Origin of the sequence: Kitasatospora sp. NPDC097605 (assembly GCF_040302725.1) — a bacterium.
In the GTDB taxonomy this organism is placed as follows: Bacteria; Actinomycetota; Actinomycetes; order Streptomycetales; family Streptomycetaceae; genus Kitasatospora.
This window is the reverse complement of sequence record NZ_JBEOSF010000024.1, coordinates 88173-113642: the sequence shown is the minus strand read 5'-3', so window position 1 is coordinate 113642 and position 25470 is coordinate 88173. Positions and strand designations below refer to the sequence as shown.

Below are 25470 nucleotides of genomic sequence, written 5' to 3'. Positions count from 1 at the left end.
GACAAGCTGACGGTCCAGGTCAACGGCACCACGCTGAAGACCTACTCCAACGTCGACGCGGCCGCCGGCTACCAGCTGCGGACCTTCGACCTCTCGGCCTACGCGGGCCAGACGGTGACCCTCAAGTTCACCGGCACCGAGGACGTCTCGCTGCAGACCAGCTTCGTGATCGACGACACCTCGATCGCCACGAGCTGACCTGGCGCCGGTGAGGCCGGCGGAAACCAGGTGAGACAGGGGCAGGGCCCGGCGGGTGCGACCGCCGGGCCCTGTTGTCGTGTCCGGGTGTTGTTGTCGTGCCCGGGTCCGGGTCCGGGTGCGGGTCGGCGCGCGGGTCGGTACGTGGGTCGCTGCGCGGGGTATTGACGGGCTCCGGTCAGGCCTCTAGGTTCGGCGCTGCAAGTTTCTGAAACGTTTCAGCAAGCTCTCACGCGTGGTTCCCCGGCCTGCCCTCACCCCGGCCACCCCCACAGGAGACAACGTGGTCACCCCCGCACGCGCAGTCGGCGCGCTCACCGCCTCGGCGGCCCTCGCGCTCTCCCTCACCGCCGCCCTCGGCACCGCCCCCGCCGCCCAGGCCGCCCCGCCCGGCAACGGCAAGGAGGTCACGGCGACGCTCTTCGAGTGGCGCTTCGACTCGGTCGCCAAGGCCTGCACCGACACCCTCGGCCCCAAGGGCTACGGCTTCGTCGAGGTCTCGCCGCCCCAGGAGCACATCCAGGGCGGCCAGTGGTGGACCTCCTACCAGCCGGTCGGCTACAGGATAGCCGGGCGCCTCGGCGACCGGACGGCCTTCAAGCGCATGATCGACACCTGCCACACGGCCGGTGTCAAGGTGATCGCCGACTCGGTGATCAACCACATGTCCGCGGGCTCCGGCACCGGCACCGGCGGCACCGGCTACAGCAAGTACACCTACCCCGGTTACTACCAGGACCGGGACTTCCACTCCTGCCGGACGGCGATCGGCGACAACTACGGCGACCGCTCCACCGTGCAGAACTGCGAGCTGGTCGACCTGGCCGATCTGGACACCGGCAGCGCCTACGTCCAGCAGACCGTCGCCCGCTACCTCGACGACCTGGCCTCGCTCGGCGTCGACGGCTACCGGATCGACGCCGCCAAGCACATCGCCGCCGCCGACCTCGCCGCCATCAAGGCCAGGACGGCCAACCCCCAGGCGTACTGGGTGCAGGAGGTCATCTACGGCGCCGGCGAGCCGATCCAGCCCGCCGAGTACACCGGTACCGGCGACGTCGACGAGTTCCGCTCCGGCACCTGGCTGAAGAGCGCCTTCCAGGGCGGCCGGCTCGCCGACCTGTCCGGCTGGGGGAGCGGCCTGCTGCCGACCGGCAAGGCCCGTACCTTCGTCGACAACTGGGACACCGAGCGCAACGGCTCCACGCTCAGCTACAAGGACGGCTCCACGTACACCCTGGCCAACGTCTTCATGCTGGCCCACCCGTACGGCTCGCCCAACGTCCACTCCGGCTACGCCTTCACCGGCCACGACGACGGCCCGCCGAACGGCGGCACCGTCAACGCCTGCTACCAGGACGGCTGGAACTGCACCCACGCCTGGCGGCAGGTGGCCAACATGGTCGGCTTCCGCAACGCGGTGGCCGGCACGGCGCTCACCGACTGGTGGTCCAACGGCGGCAACGCGATCGCCTTCGGGCGCGGCGGCAAGGGCTTCGTGGCGATCAACCGGGAGAGCGCTCCGGTCACCCGGACCTTCCAGACCTCGCTGCCGGCGGGCTCCTACTGCGACGTCCAGCACGGCGACCCGGCGTCCGGCGGCTGCACCGGCCCGTCCTACACGGTCGGCGCGGACGGCCGCTTCACCGCCACCGTCGGCGCGGGCGACGCCGTCGCCCTGTACGTCGGCGCGCCCGGCGGCGGCACGGCGGTGACCGGCGGGGCGTCCTTCGCGGTCAACGCGACGACGGTGATGGGGCAGAACATCTACGTGGTCGGCGACACCACCGCCCTCGGCGCCTGGAACACGGGCGGCGCGCTGCCGCTCTCCCCGGCCGCCTACCCGGTCTGGAAGCTCGACGTGGCGATGCCCGCCGGCACGGCCTTCGAGTACAAGTACATCCGCAAGGACGCCTCGGGCGCGGTCACCTGGGAGTCCGGCGCCAACCGGACCGCCACCGTGCCGGCCTCGGGCAAGGTGGCGCTGAACGACACCTGGCGCCCGTAGCGCCCCCGATCAGGGACCCTCGTCTCCGGCGGGACGAGGGTCCCACCCTTTCGGTGGGCGTCAGCCGCGGCCGATGTACGGCATGGCGCTCGCCATCACCGTCGCGAACTGCACATTGGCCTCCAGCGGCAGCTCCGCCATGTGCCGCACCGTGCGCGCCACATCGGCGACGTCCATCGTCGGCTCCACCGCGACCCGCCCGTCCGCCTGCGGCACACCGCTGCTCATCGCGGCCGTCATCTCCGTCGCGGCGTTGCCGATGTCGATCTGCCCGCAGGCGATCCGGTACGGACGGCCGTCCAGGGACAGTGACTTGGTCAGCCCGGTGACGGCGTGCTTGGTCGCGGTGTACGCGGCCGAGCGGGGACGCGGGGCGTGGGCGGAGATCGACCCGTTGTTGATGATGCGGCCGCCCTGCGGCCGTTGCGCCCGCATCCGCCGGAACGCGGCGCGGGCGCAGAGGAAGGTCCCGGTGAGGTTGAGGTCGACCGCCGCCCGCCACGCGTCGACGTCCAACTCGTCGACGGTGCCCGCGGGGCCGAACGTCCCGGCGTTGTTGAACAGCAGGTCGACGCGTTCGAAGCGGTCGACGGCGGCCTCGAACAGCGCGTCCACGGCCGGGGGGTCGGTGACGTCCGTCGGCACCACCGCCGCCTCCGTCCCGCTCAGCCGACCGGTCTCCCGCAGTGCCTCCTCCCGCCGCCCGGCCAGCACCAGCCGCCACCCGCCGGCCGCGAGTTCGACCGCCACGGCGCGCCCGATCCCACTGCCGGCTCCGGTGACGACGGCGACGCGTTCCAGCATGGCGGGCTCCTCGGCCGGGGGTGCGGGCTCGGACGGACTGCGCGATCCGCTCAACGATGTCAGCGCCGGCCCCCCGCTGCCAGCCCGGCAGGTCGGCACGCGTCCGGCACTCCCCGGGGCGTGCGGCGCCGTTCGCTCGGGAGGCGCGCCCGGCGGGCCCCGTCGAGTGGCGGGGGAGGGGCCCCGCCGGTCGGGAGGGGTGGCCGGGGGGCTTTACCCGATCGGGGACAAACATTGGATCGGTGCTGGCCAACGCGCAACCGGGGCATGGCGGACCACGTCATAAGATCGCAGGACGGCGCGCCCCCGTGAGGGCGGCGCGCGGTCTCCCGGGGGTCTCGCAGACAGCCGCGCCCCGGGCCTGTCCGGCCCCACCCGGGGGCCACCGCCCGGCTCCGTGGGAGCGGGCGCGACACCGGTCGGAGAGTCCTCACCGTGCAGCCGCAGTCCTCCCGTTTCCGCGCCGTGCTGACCGGCGCCACCGTCTTCACCCTGGCCGCCGCGCTGGCGGCCTGCGGCAGCTCGGACGGTGGGAGCGCGGGGACGTCGGGGGACGCGGCGAAGGGCGGGACCGCCGCGGCGGCGGCCACCGGTGGGGCGACGGGCTCGGCGTCGTCGTCCGCGCCCGGGTCCCCGGCGGCGGGGACGAGTCCGGCCGCGGCCACGGGCGCCCCGGCCACGACGGCGTCGCCCGCGCCCTCCTCGCCCTCCGCTCCCTCCGGCAAGGTGCTGATGCCCACCGGTCCGCAGGCCGCGTTCAGCAAGGCCAGGGACACCGCCGCCGGCCAGATCATGATGACCACGCTGACCGGGCCCAAGTCCGGGGTCACCGGCAAGGTGTGGGTCTGGCTCCCGCCGGAGTACAACGACCCCAAGTACGCGAAGACCGGCTTCCCGGTGCTCACCCTGTACGCGGGCGGCCAGAGCGCCGGCTACAACACCTGGACCGACAACCAGCTGCCGATCCAGGAGGTCGACGCCGACCTCGCCAAGCAGGGCAAGGCGCACCCGTTCATCATGATCATGCCGGTGCAGAACCTCGACTCGAACGAGGCCAAGGCCCTGGAGTGCGCCGACATCCCGGGCCAGCCGAAGATGGGCACCTGGATGGCCGAGGACATCCCCGACTTCGTCCGCGCCAACTTCCGCACCGTGAAGGGCCGGGACGGCTGGGGCCTGATGGGCGCCTCCACCGGCGCGTTCTGCAGCGCCAAGCTGGCCCTCCAGCACCCGGAGACGTTCAAGGCCGCCGTGCCGATCGACGGCTACTTCAACCCCGACTCGCCGCTCTGGAAGGGGCACGAGGCCGAGCGCCAGGCCAACAGCCCCGATCTGCTGGTCGCCCAGGGCAAGGCCGACGTGCGGATGCTGGCCACCGCAGGCGGCGGCAACGGGTACGAGATGAAGCTGGTCAAGGCCTGGGTCGCCAAGGCCGCGCCGCCGCTCACCGTCGAGTACTACGAGCAGCCCGGCGGGAAGCACCTGACCAGCGACTTCAAGAAGATGATCCCGGACACCCTGCAGTGGCTCAGCAAGAACCTCGCGGGGCCGCAGAGCGACTGATGCGGGGAGGGGCAGGGGCGGCGGCGCGCTGACGCGCCGTCGGACGGGGCACGTCGGGCAGGGCACTGTGGGGCAAGCGGTGTCGTGGGGCAAGCGGTGTCGTGGGGCAAGCGGTGCCGTGGGGGTCCGCCGGCCCGCCGTCCGCCCGGGAGCAGGTGCCCGGGCGGCGGTACGGCGGAATGTTGCGCCGCGTTCGCCGGCGCGCCCGCCGGAACCGGTCGAACGGCCGCTGAGCTGCACGTCAATCGGACATTGATTCGCCTCTGATGTCCTCCCACCACTGTGGTGGGAGAGCCAGCCCGCCAGTTGTGCCAGGTCGAGCCAAGCCCTTGCCCCAGCGTGAAAAGAGTGCCATGCCCACCCACCTGCTTCCCGTAGCGTCCCCGGTTCCGCCGGCCGTGCCCGCCCAGGGCGGCCCCGTGCATGAGCGCACCGTCGACGAGGATCCGCAGGCCGTCCGCTTCGCCGGACTGCGACTGGTGCATGCCGCGCTCCGCCGGGACCTCGCCCGGCTGCCCAACGCGCTGCGGCTGCTGCAGCCCGGTGAGGACGAGAAGGGCGCCGCCCTGCTGCGGCACTGGACCTTCGTCACCGCCATGCTGACCTGCCACCACGAGCAGCAGGACACCCGGATCTGGCCGATCGTGCGCCGGTTCGCCCCCGAGCTGCGGCTGCTGCTGAACTGGCTGGAGGCGGACCACCACAACCTCGACCACTCGTTCACCCGGGTCACCACCCTGGTCCGGATCGCCAGCCGGGACACCGGGTCGGTCTGGCCGGTGGCCTACGCCATCGAGGACCTGGCGGCCCGGCTGGAGACCCACCTGCGGATCGAGGAGCGCCAGCTGCTGCCCCGGATGGAGCGGGTCTTCACGGAGAACTCGCGGGTCGGCAGCCTGCCCGAGCTGCTGGACGTGCTGCACTCGGCCGACGGGCCGGGCAGCCCGGACGCGCTGGCCTGGTTGCTGGACGGGGTCGAGCCGGCGGTGGTCGAGCGGCTGCTCGCCGACTGCGACGACATGGTGGCCCGGCACTGGCCGCACTGGCAGGCCACCTACCAGCGGTGCACGGCGCCGCTGTGGGGGGCGCCCGGGGCGTGGGAGGCCGCGGGCGAGTGAGCCCGGGGGTCTTCGCGGGCCGTTGATCTACGCGCGTGGCATATGCCAGAGGCGTATTCCTTGGGTGGTCGGGGGTCAGCGCAGCCCGAACCGGGCCAGGTATCCCGGCAGGTCGGCCGGGTCGTGGGTGGCCAGGCCCAGGTAGCCGTCCGGCCGGACGACGAACAGACCCCGCCCGTACGCCCGCTCCGCGACGCCGCCGTCGACGCGGGCCCCGCGCACCCCGGCGGGCAGCGGCGGCAGGGGGTGGCCGATCGCGAGCACGGTGACGTGCGGGCCGCGGAACAGCTCGAACAGCCGGCGCCCGCCCCGGGTATCCAGCGGGGCGTCGGGTGCGCGCTCGCCGGCCCGCAGCGCGTCCTCGGGCAGGCCGGGGCGGGCCTCGACGGTCAGCGGGCCGTCCTCGTAGCCGAGGCCGAGCTGCTCGGTGCGTGGGCCGCGCCGCAGCGCGCCGGCCCGGACGCCGCCCGCGCGGTGCAGCCGGGTGGAGATCTCCAGCACGTCGGCGGCGACCGGCAGGCGCTCCTGCTCGTAGCTGTCCAGCAGGGCCTCGTCGGCGCCGTGCCGCAGCACCTGGCCGAGCTTCCAGCCCAGGTTGTACGCGTCCTGGATGCTGGTGTTGAGACCCTGGCCGCCGGCCGGCGAGTGGATGTGCGCCGCGTCGCCGGCCAGGAAGACCCGGCCCTCCCGGAACCGCTCGGCGAGCGCCGCACGCGGCCGGAAGCCGGACGCCCAGTGCACGGCGCCGACGGCGGACTCCGGCAGGTGGGTGCGGGCGGCGACGGTCCGCCGGACGCCCTCGGCCGAGGTGTCGGGGTCCCGCGCCGCGTCGAACTGGGCGAACAGCTGGAAGGCGGTGGTGCTCGGCAGCGGGCAGAGCAGCAGCGGGCCGCCGGACGCCTTGGGCCAGCAGTGCCAGTTCTCGCGGTCCAGGCCGTCGATCTCGACATCGGCGACCAGGGCGGGGTGCGGGTCGACCTGCTCGCCCGTCATCGGGATGCCCACCGTCCGCCGGACGGTGGAGCGGCCGCCGTCGGCGGCGACCAGATAGCGGGCGGTGACCGTGCGCCCGGTGCCGTCGGGGCCGGTCAGCCGGGCCTCGACCCGGTCTGGGTGCTGGTCGAGGCCGCTCAGCGCGGTGCCGAAGGCGACCTCGCCGCCGAACTCGCGCAGCCGCTCGTGCAGCAGCTCCTGGGTGCGCCACTGCGGGAGCATCCAGACCTCGGGGAACGGTACGGTCGGGTCCGGCTCGGCGCGCCCGACGAGGTCCCACTCGCCCTGCCGCTCGCCGTTCTCCCAGCTCACCATGCGCGGGTAGGGGCGGCCGTCGGCGTGCACGGCGGCGAGCAGGCCGAGGTCCTCGAACACCTCCTGGGTGCGGGGCTGGAGGCCCTTGCCGCGCGAGCCGGGGAAGAGCGCCGGGGCCTGCTCGACCAGCAGCGCGGACACCCCGCGCCGGGCCAGGTCGCAGGCGAGGGTCAGTCCGGTCGGCCCGGCGCCGACGATCAGGACCTCGGTCTCGCTCCGGTTCTGGGCGTGCGCCATCGCACACTCTCCTTAACGTTGTTAAGTGGCGGACGTCCGGAAGCATGGGCTTAACGGTGTTAAATTGTCAATGCCGGGCGTCGGGGCTGGACGTCGCGGCCGCAGTGGGAGCAGCCGCCGGAGGGAACGCGACATGCCGCCGAAGCTGGACCGCGCCCAGGTGGTCGACACCGCCCTGCGCCTGCTCGACGAGACCGGGCTGGACGGGCTCACCCTGCGCCGGATCGCCACCGAACTGGACGTCAAGGCGCCCGCGCTGTACTGGCACTTCGCCAACAAGCAGGCGCTGCTGGACGAGATGGCCACCGAGATGCTCCGCCGGATGTCCGCCGGGTCGCCCGCCGTTCCGGACAGCTGGCAGGAGGCGGTCGCCGGCACCTGCCGCACCCTGCGGACCTCGCTGCTCGGCTACCGGGACGGCGCCAAGGTCTTCAGCGGCACCCGGCTCACCGACTCCGGGCACACCGGGGGGCAGCACGCCCTGCTCGCGGTGTTCGGCCGGGCGGGCTTCGAACTCGGCGACGCCGTGCTGGCGTTCACCACCGCGTACGCGTTCACCATCGGCTTCGTGATCGAGGAGCAGGCCGTCCACCCGGTGCCGGGGGAGCGGGCGCCCGGCTACGACCCGGATCAGCGGGCCGCCGGCATCGATCCCGAGCACGCCCTCGCCGCCGCCGCGGGGCGGGACCTCTTCGGCGACTTCGAGCAGCGCTTCGAGCGCGGTCTGGCGATCGTCGTCGCCGGCATCGAGGCCTCGCTGCCGTCCTCCTCAACTCCCGTCATCCCCTAAGGGTTTACGCGCTCGTCCGCTCGGGGCGGGCCAGGGGCCGGGTACCGCCGGGGGCCGATGCCGGCCGGTCGGCGCACGCCTACCGTCGGTGCCATGACCCGTGCGACCACCGCCCCGCACCATGACCACGACCCGGCCTCCCGCGCGCCCCGGCGCCCCGGACGCCGCCGGGTGCCGGCCGTCCGCTCGGCCGCCCTCGCGGCCGGCGCCGTGCTGCTGCTCGGCGCCGGGCTCACCGCCTGCAAGGGCGGCGTCTCGCTCTGCCTCGACGACAACAGCTGCGACGTCGCCGTGCGCACCGAGAACGCCGACTCCACCCACACCGTCGAGGTCTTCGGCGGCGACAAGACCCTCAAGCTGACCGTCGGCCGGATCACCGACATCACGGCCGAGGTCAGGCTCGGTGAGGAGACCAAGACCCTCACCGAGGAGGCCGAGACCACCATCGGCTCCGCGAGGATCACCCTGCACCACGCGAACGCGCGCGAGCACACCGCCGAACTCCACGTCGTCCGCTGACCTTCCCGCGTCGGCCCGTGCCGACGTGCCCCGGCCCGAAGGCCAGGACCGGCCGGCGCGGGAAGGGGCGCGACCGCTACTCCGGCAGGCGGTTGAGCCAGTTGATCGGCGTGACCGCGATCGCCGTCTCCGGCGAGCCGTCCCACTCCACCGGAAGCCCCGCAGCCGCCAGCGCCGCGGCGACCTCCCGCCCGACCTCGGCCGTCCGCCGCACGGCCGCCTCGGTCGGCTCGCCGTCCACCTGGAACCCGCCGTACCGCAGCATCAACGCACCGCCCTCGGCGGCCCGTTCGGTGTCCTGCTGATGGAAGAACACGAATCCGCGCGAGTCCTCCTCGGCCTCGCCCCCGATCTCGGCGTAGCCGCAGTTCGCGCAGCAGGTGAAGTCCATCGCGGCGACGATGCCCAGCTCCTCCAGGGCGTCGAAGGCGGCCTCCAGCCGGTCGACGTCGGTCGTCTCCGGCCAGGCGGCCTGCTCCCGCAGACGCTCCCGCCACAGCGGAGCGACGATCCGCTCCGCCTCCTCCACCGTCAGTCCCTGGTCGTCGAGGTCATCGACCAGGGACTCGGCTATCTCGTCCGGCTCCTGGAAGCCGCACCGGATCAGCTCGCGGGCCCGTTCCTCGGCGTCCCGCAGCACCTCGGCGGCAAGGGTGGTCTGCACGGTGTCCTGGTCCATGCCCGCATCCAAGCACCCGCCACTGACATTCCGGCCCGCCCGGCCGCCGCCCCGGACCGCGGTGCTACCGTCCCCCGGTGGCCTCCCTCCTCCAGCCCCCGCTGATCACCCGTCTGCTCGCCGCCGAGCGCATCCTGATCGCCGGCGCCGGAGGCGGCTTCGACGTCTACGCGGGCCTCCCGCTCGCCCTCGCCCTGCGCGCGGCCGGCAAGGAGGTGCACCTCGCCAACCTCTCCTTCAGCGCGCTCGACGCCCTGCCCGCCGACGTGTGGCAGGAGCCCGACCTGGCCCTCATCGGCCCCGACACCCCCGCCCCCGAGGGCTACTTCCCGGAGCGGACGCTGGCCCGCTGGCTCCGGCTGCACGGCATGCCCGACGCCGTCTGGGCGTTCCCCAGGACCGGCGTCCGGCCGTTGCGCGACGCCTACCGGTCCCTCGTCGGCCGGCTCGGCATCGACGCCGTCCTGCTGGTCGACGGCGGCACCGACATCCTGATGCGCGGCGACGAGGCCGGCCTCGGCACGCCCGAGGAGGACATGGCCAGCCTCGCCGCGGTCGCCGGGCTGACCGAGGTCCCCGAGCGCCTGGTCGCCTGCCTCGGCTTCGGCATCGACGCGTACCACGGTGTCAACCACACGCTGGTGCTGGAGAACCTGGCCGCGCTCGACCGGGCCGGCGGTTACCTCGGTGCCTTCCCGATCCCGCGCGACAGCCGCGAGGGCGCCCTCTACCTGGACGCCGTCGAGCACGCCCGGGCGGCGTTCCCGGAGCACCCGAGCATCGTCCACGGCTCGGTGGCGGCCGCGCTGCGCGGCGAGTTCGGCGACGTCCGGTTCACCGACCGGACCACGGGCAGCAGGCTCTTCGTCAATCCGCTGATGACGCTCTACTTCGGCGTCACGGTGGAGGCGCTGGCCGCCGAGCACCGCTACCTCGACCGGATCGAGGACACCGTCCTGATGCGTCAGATCGCCAGCGCCATCGGCGAGTTCCAGGACTCCCTGCCCGCCCAGCGGCCGCCCCGCCAGTTCCCGCACTGACCGCCGGCCGCACTGACCGCCGGCCGCCCCGGCCTGCGGTGCTCAGCCCGAGGCGAGCCGGAACTCCAGGTTGCCGAACCGCACCTGGTCGCCCGGCCGGACCCGCGCCGCGCCGACGATCCGGTAGCCGTTCACATGCGTGCCGTTGGTCGACCCGAGGTCGTACAGCACCCAGCCGTCGCCCTCCCGGCGCAGCTCGGCGTGGTGCCGGGAGACCGACGCGTCGTTCAGCCGCAGCCCCGACCCGGGGATCCGGCCTATCGTCAACTGCCCGGCCCCGGCCTCCGGGAGGCTCAGCCCCGGCAGCCGCTCGGCCCGCCAGGCGTCGCCCAGCCGCACCCCGAACGCGGAGACCCGCCCGACCGCGCGCAGCACGAAGCGTCCCACCGGGTTCCCGGCCGGCAGGTCCGCCATCACCGCGTTCAACTCGGCGCGGCTGCCCGCGTGGAGCACGAGGTCCAGCCGTCCGAGGAAGGTGTCGTGGGACAGCCGGCCGTTCCCCGCGCCCTCCCGCAGCACTCCGAGCGCCTGCTCCCGCTCGGCCTCGGACGGCCGGACCACCCGGGTCCGGTTCTCACGCGACATCATGGACCGATTCTCGGCCGCCCCCGTCGACCTGTCCAGATTCCCCGGACCGCCACTCCAGCGCGAAGCCGGCGCCCACCGCCAGCCGCCCCCCGTCCTCCCGTACCGCCCCCGCCGTGCCGAACGCCGCGGTGTCGAGCCGGAACCGCTCCAGCCGCCCGGTCGGCCCGGTCCGTTCCACGAGCAGCCCCCATGGTCCGGCCTCCCCGGGCGGCACCGCGAGGTGGACGACCGCCGAGGCGGGCTCGTCCGGGTCGTGGCCGTGGCCTTCGAAGCGGACCGCCAGCAGCCGCACCACCGCCCGGTCGGGGCGCGGCCGGGGTTCGGCGACGGGCTGCGGCACCGCCCGCAGCCGGTCGGCCAGGCGTTCCGCCCACTCCCCGGTCCGGCCGGGCCGGCTCCGCGAGCCGAGCTGTTCCGCGAACCAGCCCGCCCGGGTGTCGCCGCCGCGTGCCACCCACCGCTCGATCAGGGCGCGCCCGCCCGCCTCGCCCTGCCGTGCCGCCGCCAGCAGGTCAGTCCCCGCGCCCTCGAAGATCCGGCAGAGCTCCAGGATGTCGCGGCGGGAGACCGATCCGGAGTGCCGTGCCGCCCGGATGTCCAGCATCGCGCGTTGCACGAGGACCGCCGCCAGCCGCTGCGACCCGCCCTCGCGGACGGTGAACGGCGGGCCGGGCGTCCGCTCGGTGAACCACCTGAACCACCTGAACCACGCGGACCGCCTGAAGCTCGCGGACCGCCGGTCCGCCGGCGCCGGGCCGGGCTCGGCCGGGTGCCGGTGCCGGTCCTCGACGGCCAGCGAGGCCCGGGCCGCCCGCAGCAGGCCGGCCCCGCCCACTCGGAGCTCCACCCCGTCCGTGTCCACCCGCCACTCCAACGGGCCCGTCCCGGCCGGTTCCGCGTCGAACCCGACCTCCGACACCTCCTCCAGTGACAGGAAGATCCTCGGGGCCGGTCGGTCCGCCGTCCCGTCGCCCTCGGGCGGGTCGCAGGCGCGCGGCACCTCCACGTCCAGCGCCACGTGCAGCCGGTCGCCGGAGTGCTCCGCCAGCAGCCGCAGCGGCCGGCAGCGGGAGAAGTCGTACCCGTCCACGGCCGTCTCCGCCGGAGGCAGGGGTGCGTAGCTCCAGGGGAAACCGGGGTCGTCCGGTGGCGGTGGCGGTACCAGCCCTTCGACCGGGTGCCCGGCCGCCGCCGACTGCTCCAGCATCCACGCGTACCGCGCCTCGCCGAGCCCGGCCATCCACCGCAGCCCGGCCCGGGCGGCCCGCTCGCGGCGCGGCGCGGTCCGGCGGACCACCGTGGCGGACAGCGGGAAGGTGTTGTTGTCCCAGACGTCCGCACAGCGCGCGATCACCGCGCGGTCGAAGGTGCGGCCGTCGGCCGCCGCCTCCGCGATCCGCGCGAACGAGCGGTCGAGCAGCGCGGTGTACGCGTGCAGCGCGGATCGGGCCAACGGGGCCTCCGGTCTCGTCGTGGGCGGGAGGTCAGGCCTTCCGGGCGGCGGCCAGGATCTTGACCGTGGTGTGCAGGAACCGCGAGGTCACCGAGCCCCGGTAGGACTTCCCGAAGAGCGCACCGCTGGTGACCCACTTGCCGTTCTTCAGGTGCACCACCACGTACGCGGTGCCGGGGTCGGCGCCGATCACCTCGTAGTCGCCCTTCGGCGAGGTGTAGGGGATCGGGAAGTCGGCGGGCAGCGGCTCGGAGAGGAAGTTCACCGTGAGCCGCACGTCCGGGGTGACCTCGACGCCCGCGAACGGCTCGGCGTCCAGCACCGCCTGGACCTCGTCCACCGTGCGCAGCAGCACCGGGACGGGGTAGCCCAACTGCTCCTCCAGGTGGCGCTCGATCCGCCCGGTCAGCGCGGCCCGCCCCGCCGCGTCGGTGACCCCGGCGGTGAAGAAGACGTTGCCGCTCTGGATGTAGGAGCCGACGCGCTCCAGGCCCAGCTCGCCGAACAGTGCGCGCAGGCGCTCCATCTTCACCGTCCGGCCGCCGACGTTCACGGCCCGCAGGAAGGCGATGTAGGTGGTGGTAGTGGTCACCCGGCCAGTGTGGCACCGGGCACCGACACCGGGCACAGCCGCGCGCACCGGCACGGCACCGGGCACCGGCCGCCGGACGGCGGTTGTCGGTGCCCGGTGCCACACTGGCGCCATGGCTACCTGGCAGGAGTTCGAGCACGAGGCACCGGACCTGGCCCCCGCCGTGCGGGCCCGCTTCGAGGCCAACAAGCACCACGTCCTGGCGACGCTCCGCAGAGACGGCTCGCCCCGGGTGAGCGGCATCGAGGTGGACTTCATCGGGGCCGACCTGATGCTCGGCTCGATGGAGGGCGCGGTCAAGGCGCTGGACCTCCTCCGCGACCCGCGCTTCGCGCTGCACAGCAACCCGAGCGACGAGACGCTGGCCGACGGCGACGCCAAGGTGTCCGGCCGGGCCGTCGAGCTCACCGACGCGGCGGACCGCGCCGCCTACGAGGCCGAGCTGCCCGAGCCGCCGCCCGGCCCGTACCAGGCCTTCCGGCTGGAGCTGGATCAGGTCGTGCTCACCACCGTCGAGGGCGACGCGGTGCGGATCAGCTCCTGGCACCCGGGCGAGCCGGTGCGGCGGTACGAACGCCGCTGACGGCGCCGGGCAGGGCCGTCAGGACAGGACGGACTTGAGGGCCTCGGGGGTGCGGGCGACCACGGCGTGCCCGTCGTCCGCGGTGATGATCGGACGCTGGATGAGGATCGGGTGCTCGGCCATCGCCGCCAGCCAGCGCGCCCGGTCGCCCGTCTCCCGGCTCCACTGCTTCATGCCGAGGTCCTTGGCCACCTGCTCGTCGGTCCTGGCGATGTCCCACGGCTCCAGGCCCAGCCGCTCCAGCACCTGCTCCAGCTCGGCGACGCTCGGCGGGTCCTCCAGGTAGCGCCGCACGGTGTACGTGAGGCCCGCGCCCTCCAGCTCGTTCAGCGCGGTACGGCATTTCCCGCAGCGCGGGTTGATCCAGATCTCCATCCCGTCAGCCTACCGACCCGCCCCCCGTCCGGCCCCGCCCGCGCGCCCCGCGCCGCCGCGCCCGTCGCCCCGCCCGGCCGCCCCGGCCCGGGAACTCTCCTGCGGCCACCAGCAGTTGTCCGTCCGGGGAGTGGATCCACGGAGGGGAAACCGGATGGACGGCGCGTCGATCATCGAGCAGCTCATGACCGCCGAGGGCCGGTCCGACCCCTACCCGCTGTACGCGCGGGCGCACGAATTCGGCCCGGCGGTCCCGGCGGGCCCCGGGGCGGTCCTGGTGGTCGGCCACGCCGCCGCCAACCAGGTGCTGCGCACCCCGGCCTTCGCCCTGGAGGACACCAAGAGCCTCGCCGCCGACCACGCGGAACTGCTCGCGCACCCCTCCATCGGGCTCTTCGGCCGCTCGATCCTCCAGCGCAACGCCCCCGACCACGGCCGGGTCCGCCCGCTCATCGCCTCGGCCTTCAATGCCCGCCGGGTCGCCGCCCTGCGGCCGGCCGTCGAGGCGACGGTGCGGCGGCTGCTCGACGAACTGGCCGACCGGGGCGCCGACGGCTCGCCCGTCGACTTCATGGACACCTTCGCCTTCCGCCTCCCGGTCGAGGTGATCTGCGAACTGCTCGGCGTGCCCGCCGCCGAGCGCCACCGCTTCCGCGGCCTCGCCTCGGACCTCACCATCGCCCTGGAGCTCATCCAGGACCTCGGCGAACTGGCCGCCGCCGACCTCGCGGCCGAGGAACTCTCCGCCTACTTCGCGGAGCTGACCGCCGAGCGACTGGCCCGCCCGACCGGCGACCTGGTCAGCGACCTGGCCCGGATCGCCGCCGACTCCCCGGACCGGATCTCCGGCGAGGAACTGCTGAGCAATCTCGCCCTCCTCCTGGTGGCCGGCTTCGAGACCACCACCAACCTCCTCGGCAACGGCCTCGCCCTGCTCTTCCGCCACCCGGAGGCCGCCGAGGGCCTGCGCACCGGAGCCCTCGACCCCGCGCTCTTCACCGACGAGGTGCTGCGCCACGACTCCCCGGTCCAGCTGACCTCCCGGATCTCCACCGCCCCCGACCTCGCGGTGGCCGGCCGGCCCACCCCGACCGGCACCGTGGTGCTCGCCGTGCTGGGCGCCGCCAACCGCGACCCGGCCCGCTACCCCCACCCGGACCGCTTCGACCCCACCCGCACCGACAGCCAGCCGCTCAGTTTCGGCGGCGGCGCGCACTTCTGCCTCGGCAGCCAACTCGCCCGTCTGGAGGCCGACATCGCGGTCCCCGCCCTCCTCGACCGGTTCCCCCGCCTCGCCCCCGGCGGCGTGGCCACCCGCCGCGACCGCCTGATCCTGCGCGGCTACGAGACCCTGCCGGTCATCACCCGCTGACCGGCCCCTCCCACTCCATCAGGTTGGCGAACAGCACGGCCTGCTCCCGGGCGTCGTCCAGGGCGTGGTGCGTGTGGGGGAGGTCGGGCAGCAGCTCGGCGGGCATCGAGCGCTTGCCGATCCCGGCGAACGGCACGCCCGCGCGCGCCGCGTACAGCGTCTTCATGTCCAAGCAGCCCGAGTGGCCGAACGGGCTGGAGCCGGTGAACCGGACCAGGTACCAGTAGAGGAACTGCCAGTCGTAGACGGCGGGATAGCCCACCATCACCGGCCGGTACCACCGCCCGTCCGGGCCGGTGCGCACCTGCTCCAGCCAGCGGGTGAACTGGCCCATGGCGACGCCCGGATCGGTGCCGCCGGCGAGCAGCGCCGCCCGGTCCAGCCCCGACACGGCCAGCGCCTCGGGCACCCACTCCTCGGAGACGGGCCGCAACTCCCGGTAGAAACCTGCACCTTCGCCCTGCCGCGACCGCCGGAACCCGTCGCCGTCGTGCCAACCGGCCACCACCGCACCGAAGCTGACCATCGAATAGCGGCCGGGAATCGGCCCGTCCGCCTCGACGTCCACCGACACGTACACCGTCGGCGTGACCTTCTCCTTCGTCCCCATGCGCCAAGTCTCCTTCCCCGGCCAGGCCTTGACCACCGGGTTTCGCGGCGGGACCCGCCCCGGGTGCGGCGTACCGCCCCGCCTGCGGGAGGCTGTGACCCAGCCCGCGACACCAACAGGAGTGAGTGACCATGGCCGAACCGCGTCCGCACGACCTGCGCCGCCACGACGCCGAACGGCGCCTCGCCGACGACGTCGACGTCTGGGTGGCCACGGCCTCGCCGGACGGCGTGCCCCACCTCATCCCGCTCTCCTTCGACTGGGACGGTGAGTCGCTGCTGCTCGCCACCCCGACCGGCAGCCCGACCGGCCGCAACCTCGCCGCCACCGGCACCGCCCGCCTGGCCCTGGGCCACACCCGGGACGTCTGCCTCATCGAGGGCGCGGTCGAGATCCTCGCCATCGACGCCCTCCCCGACGGCCGCGCCGACCGCTTCACCGAGCGCACCGGCTTCGATCCGCGCACCTCCACCGGCTCGTACAGCTGGTTCCGGGTCACGCCCCGCCGCATCCGGGCCTGGCGCGAGTCGAACGAACTGGCCGGCCGCGACCTGATGCACGACGGCCACTGGCTCGACTCCTGACCGGCGGCCCACCCCACGACCCGCGGAAGCGCACCGTTGCCACAACGGTGCGCTTCCGCGGGCCCGGGCCCCTCAGAGGTCGTAGTAGAGCTCGAACTCGTGGGGGTGGGGGCGGAGGGCGATGGGGGCGATCTCGTTGGTGCGCTTGAAGTCGATCCAGGTCTCGATGAGGTCCGGGGTGAAGACGTTGCCGGCGAGGAGGTACTCGTGGTCGGCTTCGAGGGCTTCGAGGACGGCGGGGAGGGAGGAGGGGACCTGGGGGACGTTGGCGTGGTCCTCGGGGGCCAGTTCGTAGAGGTCCTTGTCGACCGGCTCCAGGGGTTCGATCTTGTTCTTGATGCCGTCCAGGCCGGCCATCAGCATGGCGGAGAAGGCCAGGTACGGGTTGGAGGAGGGGTCGGGGGCGCGGAACTCGATGCGCTTGGCCTTGGCGTTGGAGCCGGTGATCGGGATGCGGATCGCGGCGGAGCGGTTGCGCTGGGAGTAGACCAGGTTGACCGGGGCCTCGAAGCCGGGGACCAGGCGGTGGTAGGAGTTCACCGACGGGTTGGTGAAGGCGAGCAGCGAGGCGGCGTGCTTGAGCAGGCCGCCGATGTAGTAGCGGGCGGTGTCGGAGAGGCCCGCGTAGCCCTGCTCGTCGTAGAAGAGCGGTGAGCCTTCGCTCCACAGCGACTGGTGGACGTGCATGCCCGAGCCGTTGTCGCCGAAGATCGGCTTCGGCATGAAGGTGGCCGTTTTGCCGTTGCGCCAGGCGACGTTCTTGATGATGTACTTGAACAGCATCAGGTCGTCGGCGGCGTGCAGCAGGGTGTTGAACTTGTAGTTGATCTCCGCCTGGCCGGCCGTGCCGACCTCGTGGTGCTGGCGCTCGACCTCCAGGCCGGCCCTGGCCAGCTCCAGGGACATCTCGGCGCGCAGGTCGGCGAAGTGGTCGACCGGCGGGACGGGGAAGTAGCCGCCCTTGTACTTGACCTTGTAGCCGCGGACGTCACCCTCGGTGGAGCCGGTGTTCCAGGCGCCGGCCTCGGAGTCGATGTGGTAGTACGAGGCGTTGGCGCTGGTGTCGAACCGGACCGAGTCGAAGACGTAGAACTCGGCCTCGGGGCCGAAGAACGCGGTGTCCGCGATGCCGGAGGAGGCCAGGTAGGCCTCGGCCTTCTTGGCGACGTTGCGCGGGTCGCGGCTGTAGGCCTCGCCGGTCACCGGGTCCTGGATGAAGAAGTTGATGTTGAGGTGCTTGTCCTGGCGGAACGGGTCGAGCCGGGCCGTGGCGAGGTCGGGGACCAGTGCCATGTCGGACTCGTGGATGGCCTGGAAGCCGCGGATCGACGAGCCGTCGAACATCAGGATCTCGGACGGGTCGAACGTCGCCGCAGGTACGGAGAAGTGCTGCAAGACGCCCGGCAGGTCGCAGAAGCGGACGTCGACGAACTTCACGTCGTTGTCCTGGATGAACTGCTTCACTTCGGCGGCGTTGTTGAACATCCATCCTCCTCGGTGTTGCGAATGGGGGCTCACCCTAGGAACGGGCCGTTTCCGGGCGGTGACCCAGTCGTTTCCTGAATGTTAACCGCCGTCGCCGGGCGGGCGGCAAAGCCGTACGGGACCGGACAAACCGCCTCGCCCCCGCCAGGTGGGGCCGGTGCAATGGTCTAGACCTCTCGGGGGAGTGCTGGAAAGCCGGCGGCGGCCGATTCACTCTTCGGTGGCGGACCCGGCGGGGGAGGCGGTGGCCGTCCCCGGCGTTCGCCCGGTTAGTGTGGATTCGTGGACACCAGAGAAGCGTTGGGATCGTGGATCGACGGCCCGAAGGCGGCCGCCGAGAAGATGGGTGCCGACTTCGGCCACCGCGGTGAGCGCCTCGGACTGCCCAAGGAGGGCCCCGGCTCGATCGCCGGTCCCGGCCGCCGGATGGGCGCGCTGTTCGTCGACGGCTGGCTGGTCGCCCTGGTCGCCTACGGGCTGATCGGCAAGGGCTCCGCGGCCTCGGCGAACATGTGGACCACGCCGCTGTTCTTCGCCGTCACGGTGCTGCTGCTCGCCACCACCGGGACGACCGTGGGCAAGCGGCTGTTCGGGCTGCGGGTCGTGCGCCTGGACGGCAACCGGGCGACCATCCCGCAGGTGCTGCTGCGCACCGTGCTGCTCTGCCTGCTGGTGCCGGCGCTGGTCTGGGACCGGGACACCCGCGGGCTGCACGACAAGGCGGTCGGCACCGTCGAGGTCCGGATCTGAGCGAGGCGGGACAGCCGGCGAGACAGCCGGGGAACGTCGAACGGCCCCGCCGCGGAGGTTTCCGCGGCGGGGCCGTTCTCGTGCTGTCGACGGGGGAGGGGCTAGCGAACCTGGCCGCCCTTGGGCATCCGGGCGCCCTTGGGCATCGGGCCCTTGGGGATGGGCGCCTTGGAGAGCAGGTCGCCCAGCGCGCGCAGGCGGTCGTTGGTCTCGGTGACCTGGGCGGGCGTGATGGCGCGCGGCAGACGCATCAGGTGGATCTGCAGCTTCTTGAGCGGGACCTCGCCCTCGCCGTCGCCCACCACGATGTCGTGCACCGGCACGTCGCCGACGACCCGGGCCATCTTCTTCTTCTCCGACGCGAGCAGCTGGCGGACCCGGTTCGGGTTGCCCTCGCCGATCAGCGCGATGCCGGCCCGGCCCACGGCGCGGTAGACCGCGTCCTGGCTGCGGGTGACCGCCACCGGGGTGGAGTTGGCGCTCCAGCCGCGCCGGATGTTGTTCAGCACCGCCGCGACGGCGCCCGGCTGGCCCTCCATCTGCCCGAACGCGGCACGCTCGGCCCGGCGCCCGAAGACGATCGCCATGGCCAGGAAGGCCACGATGAAGCCCAGGATGCCCAGGTAGACGGGGTGCTCGATCGCGAAGCCGATGGCGAGGAACACGCCGAAGGTCAGCAGGCCGACGCCGGCGATGATCAGGCCGATCTTGGTGTCGACCTTCTTGGTCATGGTGTACGCCAGGCGGATCTGCTTCAGTCGCCCGGGGTTCTCGGATGTTTCCCTCGCCATAACGCTCATGGTACGTGGCGTGGGTACGGGATATCCAAGCCCGGGTGCCCGTTCGCCCCGAACCGTGACCCGGGTGCCGCTAGGTGGGCGACTGCCGGCGGGCCGGCCTGCCCGTCTGCGGACCGGCCGCGGGGCCCGTCACCGCCCGCCCCGCCGAGGCCCCTGAAGCCCCTGAGGCCCCCGGGAGCAGCGCGTCGTGCCGGCGGTCGGCCGCGTACCGGCGGTCCTCGCACACCGCCGCCCAGGCGTTGCGCCGGGCCTGCCGCTGTCCGCCGGACAGCAGGACGCTCTCGGCGAACCTCAGCGCAACCCCCACCGACCGGATCCGCATCCGCATGCCGAACAGCTCCCCTCGCGGCCGCGGCCGTGGCTGAGAAGAATCGAACAATCGTGACGAGTCCATCGTCACCACCCCGTGTTACCAGCCCGTGACCTGGCAGTCAAAGCGTGATGAACGCGAAAGGGCGGAGCCGAGGCTCCGCCCTTCGAATGGCTCAAACACGCCCGGGCGTGCTGGGCCGGATCAGACCGAGGCCTGCTCGCGGCGCTCCAGCGCCTGCCGGTACAGCCGCCCGGCGCGGTACGACGAGCGGACCAGCGGACCGGACATGACGCCGGCGAAGCCGAGTTCCTCGGCCTCCTCCTGCAGCTCGACGAACTCCTGCGGCTTGACCCACCGCTCCACCGGGTGGTGGCGCAGCGACGGGCGCAGGTACTGGGTGATGGTGATCAGCTCGCAGCCGGCCCCGACCAGGTCGGCCAGCGCCTGGCTGACCTCCTCGCGGGTCTCGCCCATGCCCAGGATCAGGTTGGACTTGGTGACCAGCCCGGCGGCGCGCGCCTGGGTGATGACGTCCAGCGAGCGCTCGTAGCGGAATGCGGGGCGGATCCGCTTGAAGATCCGCGGCACCGTCTCGACGTTGTGCGCCAGCACCTCGGGGCGGGACGAGAAGACCTCGGCCAGCTGCTCGGGCACCGCGTTGAAGTCGGGGATCAGCAGCTCGACGCCGGTGCGGCCGCCCTCGCGGCCGGCGGTCATCGCGTGCACCTGGCGCACGGTCTCGGCGTACAGCCAGGCGCCGCCGTCCGGCAGGTCGTCGCGGGCGACGCCGGTGATGGTGGCGTAGTTGAGGTCCATGGTGACGATGGACTCGGCGACCCGGCGCGGCTCGTCCCGGTCGAACTCGGCGGGCTTGCCGGTGTCGATCTGGCAGAAGTCGCAGCGGCGGGTGCACTGGTCACCGCCGATGAGGAAGGTCGCCTCGCGGTCCTCCCAGCACTCGAAGATGTTGGGGCAGCCGGCCTCCTGGCAGACCGTGTGCAGCCCCTCCTTCTTCACCAGCGACTGGAGGGCGTTGTACTCCGGGCCCATCTTCGCGCGGGTCTTGATCCACTCGGGCTTCCGCTCGATGGGGGTCTCGCTGTTGCGGACCTCCAGGCGGAGCAGCTTCCTGCCGTCGGGTGCGACAGCGGACACGTGCGACTCCTAGAACTAGACGGGGTACCCCCAGGGTACGCCTGTGCTTGTACGGCCTTCGCCGGGGCGGCGGCCCCGCAATCGCAGGGCAACATGGCTACCGGCGGGTAGATTCCCGGGGGTCTCTCCGGGACGGAGGACCTCAGCGGCCGGGCGCCGGCTCCGGCAGCTCGGCGAACACCTCGGCCAGGTGCTTCTCGACCAGCGGCACCGCCTCGGTGACCGGGAAGTCCCGGCCCAGCTCGCCGGCCAGCGAGGCGACCCCGGCGTCCCGGATGCCGCAGGGCACGATCTTGTCGAACCAGCTCATGTCCGGATCGCAGTTCAGCGCGAAGCCGTGCATGGTCACCCCGCGGGCGACCCGCACGCCGATCGCGGCCAGCTTGCGGTCGTCGCCGCGCTGCCCGGCGTTGGACGGCGCGTACTCGGGGCCGGCCAGCCGCGGGTCGATGCCCAGCGGCAGGCCCATCCGCAGGGTGAGCTTGCCGATGTCCACCACCTGCGCGGGGTCCACCACCGCGTCCGGGATGGACCGGCCCAGCACCCAGACGCCGCTGCGGCCCTCGACCCGGGTGGTCTCGACGCCGAACGCGCCGCAGGCGCGGATCAGCGCCTCCTCCAGCCGCCGCACGTACGCGATCACGTCGATCGGGTCCGGCAGCTTGACGATCGGGTAGCCGACCAGCTGGCCGGGGCCGTGCCAGGTGATCTCGCCGCCCCGGTTGACCTCGACCACGGGGGTGCCGTCCAGCGGCAGGTCGGCCGGGTTGGTGCGCTTGCCCATGGTGTAGACGGGCTGGTGCTCCAGCAGCAGCACCGTGTCCGGGATCTCGTCCGCGACCCGCAGGGCGTGCAGCCGCTGCTGCTCCTCCCAGGCCTCCTGGTAGGGGACGGCGCCCTCGCCCGTGCCCATGCGTATGAACCGCACGTTCTCGCTCACCGCTGCTCCTTGCCAGGCGTTCGAGACCAACCTCGCCACTGTACGCCCGCCCGCCGCCGGACCGGCCGGGCCCCCGGACCGGTCACGGCCCGGACAGCAGCTGGAGCCGCAGGGCCAGCTGAAGCTCCAGGGAGCGCTCCGGGTCGTTCCAGTCCCGGCCCAGCAGCACCTCGACCCGGTCCAGCCGCTGCACCACGGTGTTCACATGGACGTGCAGCTCGTCCTTGGCCCGGGTGAGGCTGCCGCCGCAGTCGAAGTACGCGCGCAGCGTGCGGACCAGCTCGGTGCCGCGCCGGGCGTCGTACTCCAGCAGCGGGCCCAGCGTCGCGCCGACGAAGCCCGCCACGTCGTGGCCGTCGCCGAGCAGCACGCCCAGGAAACCGAGCGCCCGCGCCGAGGCGCCCTCGCCGGAGCGGCCGAGCACCCGCAGCGCCCGTACGCAGCGCAGCCCCTCGGTGTACGCGGCGGCCAGCGCGACCGGTCCGGCGGCGGGACGGCCGGCGCCCACCGTGACCGGGAACCCGGCCAGCCGGGCGAGCCGCTCGGCGGCCTGTCCGGCGGCCCGCTGCGCGGCGTCCCCCTCGCCGGCCCCGCCGTCCGCGTCCGGGACCAGCAGCACCACCGCCTCGCCGTGCTCCGCGCTGATGCCGCGCGAGCCGAACAGGTACCGCCCGGCCGCGCCCGCCAGCCGGGAGCGGGCACCGGTGTCCCGGGCGTCGCCCGGTTCCGCGACCAGCACCAGGTGCGGGCGGCCGAGGTCCACGCCGAGCCGGCGGCCGCGCGCGGTCAGCCCGGCCGGGTCCCGGTCCGGGGCGGTGAGCAGGTCGGCCAGCAGCTCGCCGCGCACCCGGTTCTCGGTCTCGGCGACCGAGCGCCGCAGCAGCAGGAGCAGCGCGGTCACCACACTGGCCCGTTCGAACAGCCGGCGGTCGGCGTCGTCGAGGTCGGGGCGGCCGCGCAGCACCAGCGTGCCGAGCTGCTCCTGTCCGGCCAGCACCGCGCAGACCCAGGCCTCGCCGTGGCGCACCGAGCGCCCCTCGGCCCGGGACGCGGCCGCGGCCTCGGCCAGTCCGGTGCCCGGCGCGGCGGCCCGTCCGGCCAGCGGCTCGCCCTCGGCGTCCAGGACGGCTATCTCGCCGCCGAGCAGGGCGGCCACCGCGGCGGCGACGTCCGGCACCTCGGCCCCGCGCAGCACCAGGTCGGTGAGCCGGTCGTGGCCACGCTCGGCGCGCTGGACGGCGGCGGCGTGGGCGCGGATCAGCTCGTTGGCGCTGTTCAGCTCGGTGAGCGCGGCCCGGGTGTCGGCCAGCGACTTGGCGGTGTCCAGCGCGATCGCGGCGTGCGCGGCCAGCGTGCAGAGCAGCGCGACCTCGTCGGGGGAGAAGGCGCGCGGCGAGCGGTCGGCGGCGAACAGCACGCCGATCACCCGGCCGCCGAGCAGCAGCGGGACGCCGATGATCGCCACCAGGCCCTCGTCGAGCACGCCCGCGTCGATGCTGCCGGTGTGGTGGAAGCGCTCGTCGGCGCGGTAGTCGGGGGTGGCGTACGGGCGGGCGGTCTGCGCGACCAGGCCGCCGAGGCCGTCGCCGAGGCTGAGCCGCAGGGTCTGGAAGAGCACCGAGACCGAGCCGTCGGTGACCCGCATGTAGGTGTCGCCGGCGGCCTCGTCCGGGAGGGTCAGATAGGCGGTGTCGGTGCCGAGCAGCATCCGGGCCCGGCGGACGATCGCCTGCAGCACGGCGTCCAGGTCGCGGGAGGCGGCGAGGTCGCCGGCGGTGTCGAACAGCGCCGTCAGCTCGGCCTCCCGGCGCCGGTGCTGGCGCATCGTGCGGTGGACCCGCAGCGCCTGCCAGGTGGCGTCGTCGATCTCGCTCAGCACCGCGGCCGGTGCGCCCTGCCGGCGGGCGTCGGCGAGCACGTCGGCGAAGTCCTCGGTGGCGGCGCCGGAGGCGAGCAGGTCCAGCAGGCGGCGCAGTGCGGGCGCCGAGCTGGAGTGGAGGTGGTTCATGGTGCGGCCGCCCATCGACAGTGGGTGTACGTGCCCCGGGGAGGGAAGCGAGATCGTAGCTGCTCGGCCCCGCCGGTCGTCGACGGCCGGCGCGCACGCGGTGGTGCGTGCCGGCCGCCGGACGCCCCGTCAGGCCGTGGCCGCCTTCCCGGCCGCCGGTGCCGCCGCCTCGTCCTGCCCCGGCGCGGCCTCCACCTCCGCCAGGTCGTGGCCGCGGGTCTCCCGCCCGCACAGCACCGCCAGCACCGTGACGGCGGCCGCGATCGCGACGTACACCGAGATCGGGGTCGAGCTGCCGTAGTCCTTCAGCAGCGCGGTGGCGATCAGCGGGGCGGGGGCACCGGCCGCCACCGAGGCGAACTGGGCGCCGATCGAGGCGCCGGAGTAGCGCATCCGGGTGGCGAACAGCTCGGAGAAGAAGGCGGCCTGGGGCGCGTACATCGCGCTGTGGAAGACCAGGCCGACGGTCACCGCGAGCACCAGCGACCCGAAGGACCTGGTGTCCACCAGCCCGAAGAAGACGAACGCCCACACCCCGACGCCGACCGCGCCCACCAGGTAGACCGGCTTGCGTCCGACCTTGTCGGAGAGCGCCCCGAACAGCGGGATCAGCGCGAACTGGACGGCCGAGGCGATCAGCACCGCGTTCAGCGCGGTCTGCTTGGGGAAGTGCACGTGCGAGACGGCGTAGGCCAGGACGAAGGTCGTCATCACGTAGTACGAGATGTTCTCCGCCATCCGCGCGCCCATCGCGACCAGCACCTCCCGCCAGTGGTGCCGCAGCACCCCCACCAGCGGCGGCTGCTCGGCCTTCCCGCGCCGCTCCGCCCGGGCCAGCGCCTCCTTGAACAGCGGCGACTCGTCCACCGCCAGCCGGATCCACATCCCGACCCCGACCAGCACCGCGGACAGCAGGAACGGCACCCGCCACCCCCAGGCCAGGAACGCGGCCTCCGACTGCAGTCCCGTCATCAGCGACAGCACCCCGGCCGCCAGCAGATTGCCGGCCGGCGCCCCGCCCTGCGGCCAGGACGCCCAGAACCCGCGCCGCCGCGCGTCCCCGTGCTCCGACACCAGCAGCACCGCGCCGCCCCACTCGCCGCCGAGCGCGAAGCCCTGCACCAGCCGCAGCACGGTCAGCAGCACCGGCGCCGCCACCCCGATGGAGTCGTACGTCGGCAGGCAGCCGATCAGCGTGGTCGACCCGCCCATCAGCAGCAGGCTCACCACCAGCAGCCGCTTGCGCCCCACCCGGTCGCCGAAGTGACCGAACACCAGGGCGCCGAGCGGGCGCGCCGCGAAGCCGATCGCATAGGTGAGGAAGGACAGCAGCGTCCCGGTCAGCGGATCGCTGTGCGGGAAGAACAGCTTCCCGAACACCAGCGCCGCGGCCGTACCGTACAAAAAGTAGTCATACCACTCGATCGTGGTACCTATCAGACTCGCCGCCACGACTCTGGGCAGCGAACTCCTGCTTGCGCGATCCGAGGGATCCGGGACAGCGGCCGTCATGGCTCACCACTTCCAGGGTCGGGGGGACGGTGTGGGCACAAGGTAGGGAGCGCGGGAGGCCGGCACTATGTGACCGGCCCCTATAT

24 protein-coding genes and 2 pseudogenes are annotated in these 25470 nt (G+C 73.5%); 11 read left to right on the top strand and 15 right to left on the bottom strand.

The genetic code is table 11. The features are described 5' to 3' along the window. Together ABTX81_RS25570 and ABTX81_RS25565 are read left to right on the top strand one after the other, a co-directional pair. Window positions 1-198: pseudogene (locus tag ABTX81_RS25570) on the top strand (hypothetical protein); the annotation flags it as partial. A 283-nt stretch (window positions 199-481) separates the two neighbouring features. Next, on the top strand, window positions 482-2206 hold the full coding sequence (locus ABTX81_RS25565; RefSeq protein ID WP_350549657.1) for a carbohydrate-binding module family 20 domain-containing protein: 1725 nt from the start codon (window positions 482-484) through the stop codon (window positions 2204-2206). Window positions 2207-2266: 60 nt separating this feature from the next. Here ABTX81_RS25565 and ABTX81_RS25560 read toward each other — a convergent pair whose 3' ends face one another. Continuing rightward, window positions 2267-3010 (bottom strand): SDR family oxidoreductase, encoded by a 744-nt coding sequence (locus ABTX81_RS25560; protein WP_350549654.1) that lies wholly within the window; start codon window positions 3008-3010, stop codon window positions 2267-2269. Window positions 3011-3445: 435 nt separating this feature from the next. Here ABTX81_RS25560 and ABTX81_RS25555 point away from each other — a divergent pair, with 435 nt between their 5' ends. Together ABTX81_RS25555 and ABTX81_RS25550 are read left to right on the top strand one after the other, a co-directional pair. After that, the gene (locus tag ABTX81_RS25555) at window positions 3446-4573 is read left to right on the top strand and encodes an alpha/beta hydrolase (RefSeq protein ID WP_350549652.1); all 1128 of its coding nucleotides are present in this window, start codon (window positions 3446-3448) and stop codon (window positions 4571-4573) included. Window positions 4574-4992: 419 nt separating this feature from the next. Then, window positions 4993-5691 (top strand): hemerythrin domain-containing protein, encoded by a 699-nt coding sequence (locus ABTX81_RS25550; protein ID WP_350549650.1) that lies wholly within the window; start codon window positions 4993-4995, stop codon window positions 5689-5691. A gap of 75 nt (window positions 5692-5766) precedes the next feature. On the opposite strand, the gene ABTX81_RS25545 is transcribed toward ABTX81_RS25550, so the two are convergent. Continuing rightward, on the bottom strand, window positions 5767-7236 hold the full coding sequence (locus ABTX81_RS25545) for an FAD-dependent monooxygenase (RefSeq protein WP_350549647.1): 1470 nt from the start codon (window positions 7234-7236) through the stop codon (window positions 5767-5769). A 133-nt stretch (window positions 7237-7369) separates the two neighbouring features. Here ABTX81_RS25545 and ABTX81_RS25540 point away from each other — a divergent pair, with 133 nt between their 5' ends. After that, complete coding sequence (locus ABTX81_RS25540) at window positions 7370-8026, top strand: TetR/AcrR family transcriptional regulator C-terminal domain-containing protein (protein WP_350549645.1); 657 nt, start codon at window positions 7370-7372, stop codon at window positions 8024-8026. Window positions 8027-8119: 93 nt separating this feature from the next. Then, window positions 8120-8545 (top strand): hypothetical protein, encoded by a 426-nt coding sequence (locus ABTX81_RS25535; protein ID WP_350549642.1) that lies wholly within the window; start codon window positions 8120-8122, stop codon window positions 8543-8545. Window positions 8546-8621: 76 nt separating this feature from the next. Here the strand turns inward: ABTX81_RS25535 and ABTX81_RS25530 are convergent, their stop codons facing one another. Then, window positions 8622-9224 carry a DUF6891 domain-containing protein gene (locus tag ABTX81_RS25530; RefSeq protein WP_350549639.1) on the bottom strand — a complete coding sequence of 201 codons (603 nt, stop codon included), beginning with the start codon at window positions 9222-9224 and terminating at the stop codon, window positions 8622-8624. Between the two features lie 77 nt (window positions 9225-9301). Between ABTX81_RS25530 and ABTX81_RS25525 the strand changes: the two genes are divergently transcribed. After that, window positions 9302-10264, top strand: coding sequence for a DUF1152 domain-containing protein (locus ABTX81_RS25525; protein WP_350549637.1), 963 nt, complete (start codon window positions 9302-9304; stop codon window positions 10262-10264). 42 nt (window positions 10265-10306) lie between these two features. Here the strand turns inward: ABTX81_RS25525 and ABTX81_RS25520 are convergent, their stop codons facing one another. Genes ABTX81_RS25520 through ABTX81_RS25510 form a run of 3 tightly spaced genes read right to left on the bottom strand, consistent with a single transcriptional unit; the run spans window position 10307 to window position 12897 of the window. Continuing rightward, the gene (locus ABTX81_RS25520; RefSeq protein ID WP_350549634.1) at window positions 10307-10852 is read right to left on the bottom strand and encodes an FHA domain-containing protein; all 546 of its coding nucleotides are present in this window, start codon (window positions 10850-10852) and stop codon (window positions 10307-10309) included. Further along, window positions 10839-12305: a hypothetical protein gene (locus ABTX81_RS25515; RefSeq protein ID WP_350549631.1), complete on the bottom strand. Its 1467-nt coding sequence runs from the start codon at window positions 12303-12305 to the stop codon at window positions 10839-10841. Before ABTX81_RS25515 ends, ABTX81_RS25520 begins: the two co-directional genes overlap by 14 nt. A gap of 31 nt (window positions 12306-12336) precedes the next feature. Then, window positions 12337-12897 (bottom strand): DUF1697 domain-containing protein, encoded by a 561-nt coding sequence (locus ABTX81_RS25510; protein ID WP_350549628.1) that lies wholly within the window; start codon window positions 12895-12897, stop codon window positions 12337-12339. 112 nt (window positions 12898-13009) lie between these two features. Between ABTX81_RS25510 and ABTX81_RS25505 the strand changes: the two genes are divergently transcribed. Beyond that, window positions 13010-13480 carry a pyridoxamine 5'-phosphate oxidase family protein gene (locus ABTX81_RS25505; protein WP_350549625.1) on the top strand — a complete coding sequence of 157 codons (471 nt, stop codon included), beginning with the start codon at window positions 13010-13012 and terminating at the stop codon, window positions 13478-13480. Window positions 13481-13498: 18 nt separating this feature from the next. On the opposite strand, the gene ABTX81_RS25500 is transcribed toward ABTX81_RS25505, so the two are convergent. Further along, window positions 13499-13855, bottom strand: coding sequence for an arsenate reductase family protein (locus ABTX81_RS25500; protein WP_350549622.1), 357 nt, complete (start codon window positions 13853-13855; stop codon window positions 13499-13501). 154 nt (window positions 13856-14009) lie between these two features. Here ABTX81_RS25500 and ABTX81_RS25495 point away from each other — a divergent pair, with 154 nt between their 5' ends. Further along, on the top strand, window positions 14010-15227 hold the full coding sequence (locus ABTX81_RS25495; RefSeq protein WP_350549619.1) for a cytochrome P450: 1218 nt from the start codon (window positions 14010-14012) through the stop codon (window positions 15225-15227). On the opposite strand, the gene ABTX81_RS25490 is transcribed toward ABTX81_RS25495, so the two are convergent. After that, window positions 15217-15837 (bottom strand): 3'-5' exonuclease, encoded by a 621-nt coding sequence (locus ABTX81_RS25490; protein WP_350549616.1) that lies wholly within the window; start codon window positions 15835-15837, stop codon window positions 15217-15219. The genes ABTX81_RS25495 and ABTX81_RS25490 overlap by 11 nt on opposite strands. Window positions 15838-15968: 131 nt before the next feature. Between ABTX81_RS25490 and ABTX81_RS25485 the strand changes: the two genes are divergently transcribed. Then, a complete protein-coding gene (locus tag ABTX81_RS25485; protein WP_350549613.1) occupies window positions 15969-16421 on the top strand; it encodes a pyridoxamine 5'-phosphate oxidase family protein in 453 nt (150 codons plus the stop codon). Window positions 16422-16493: 72 nt separating this feature from the next. Here ABTX81_RS25485 and glnA read toward each other — a convergent pair whose 3' ends face one another. Continuing rightward, window positions 16494-17906: a type I glutamate--ammonia ligase gene (gene glnA / locus ABTX81_RS25480; protein ID WP_350549610.1), complete on the bottom strand. Its 1413-nt coding sequence runs from the start codon at window positions 17904-17906 to the stop codon at window positions 16494-16496. A gap of 282 nt (window positions 17907-18188) precedes the next feature. On the opposite strand from glnA, the gene ABTX81_RS25475 reads away from it, so the two are divergent. Further along, window positions 18189-18656 carry an RDD family protein gene (locus tag ABTX81_RS25475; RefSeq protein ID WP_350549608.1) on the top strand — a complete coding sequence of 156 codons (468 nt, stop codon included), beginning with the start codon at window positions 18189-18191 and terminating at the stop codon, window positions 18654-18656. Window positions 18657-18757: 101 nt separating this feature from the next. On the opposite strand, the gene ABTX81_RS25470 is transcribed toward ABTX81_RS25475, so the two are convergent. From ABTX81_RS25470 to ABTX81_RS25450, 6 genes and pseudogenes are all read right to left on the bottom strand, one after another. Then, window positions 18758-19447 (bottom strand): DUF4191 domain-containing protein, encoded by a 690-nt coding sequence (locus tag ABTX81_RS25470; protein ID WP_350549605.1) that lies wholly within the window; start codon window positions 19445-19447, stop codon window positions 18758-18760. A gap of 202 nt (window positions 19448-19649) precedes the next feature. Continuing rightward, window positions 19650-19784: pseudogene (locus ABTX81_RS39730) on the bottom strand (SCO2195 family GlnR-regulated protein); the annotation flags it as partial. A 186-nt stretch (window positions 19785-19970) separates the two neighbouring features. Beyond that, on the bottom strand, window positions 19971-20924 hold the full coding sequence (lipA, locus tag ABTX81_RS25465; RefSeq protein WP_344333782.1) for a lipoyl synthase: 954 nt from the start codon (window positions 20922-20924) through the stop codon (window positions 19971-19973). Window positions 20925-21066: 142 nt separating this feature from the next. Beyond that, window positions 21067-21837, bottom strand: a complete 771-nt coding sequence (gene lipB / locus ABTX81_RS25460; RefSeq protein ID WP_502892853.1) for a lipoyl(octanoyl) transferase LipB — start codon at window positions 21835-21837, stop codon at window positions 21067-21069. A gap of 109 nt (window positions 21838-21946) precedes the next feature. Next, window positions 21947-23872, bottom strand: a complete 1926-nt coding sequence (locus tag ABTX81_RS25455; protein WP_502892852.1) for a helix-turn-helix domain-containing protein — start codon at window positions 23870-23872, stop codon at window positions 21947-21949. 129 nt (window positions 23873-24001) lie between these two features. Continuing rightward, on the bottom strand, window positions 24002-25384 hold the full coding sequence (locus ABTX81_RS25450) for an MFS transporter (protein ID WP_350549597.1): 1383 nt from the start codon (window positions 25382-25384) through the stop codon (window positions 24002-24004). Window positions 25385-25470 lie beyond the last annotated feature (86 nt).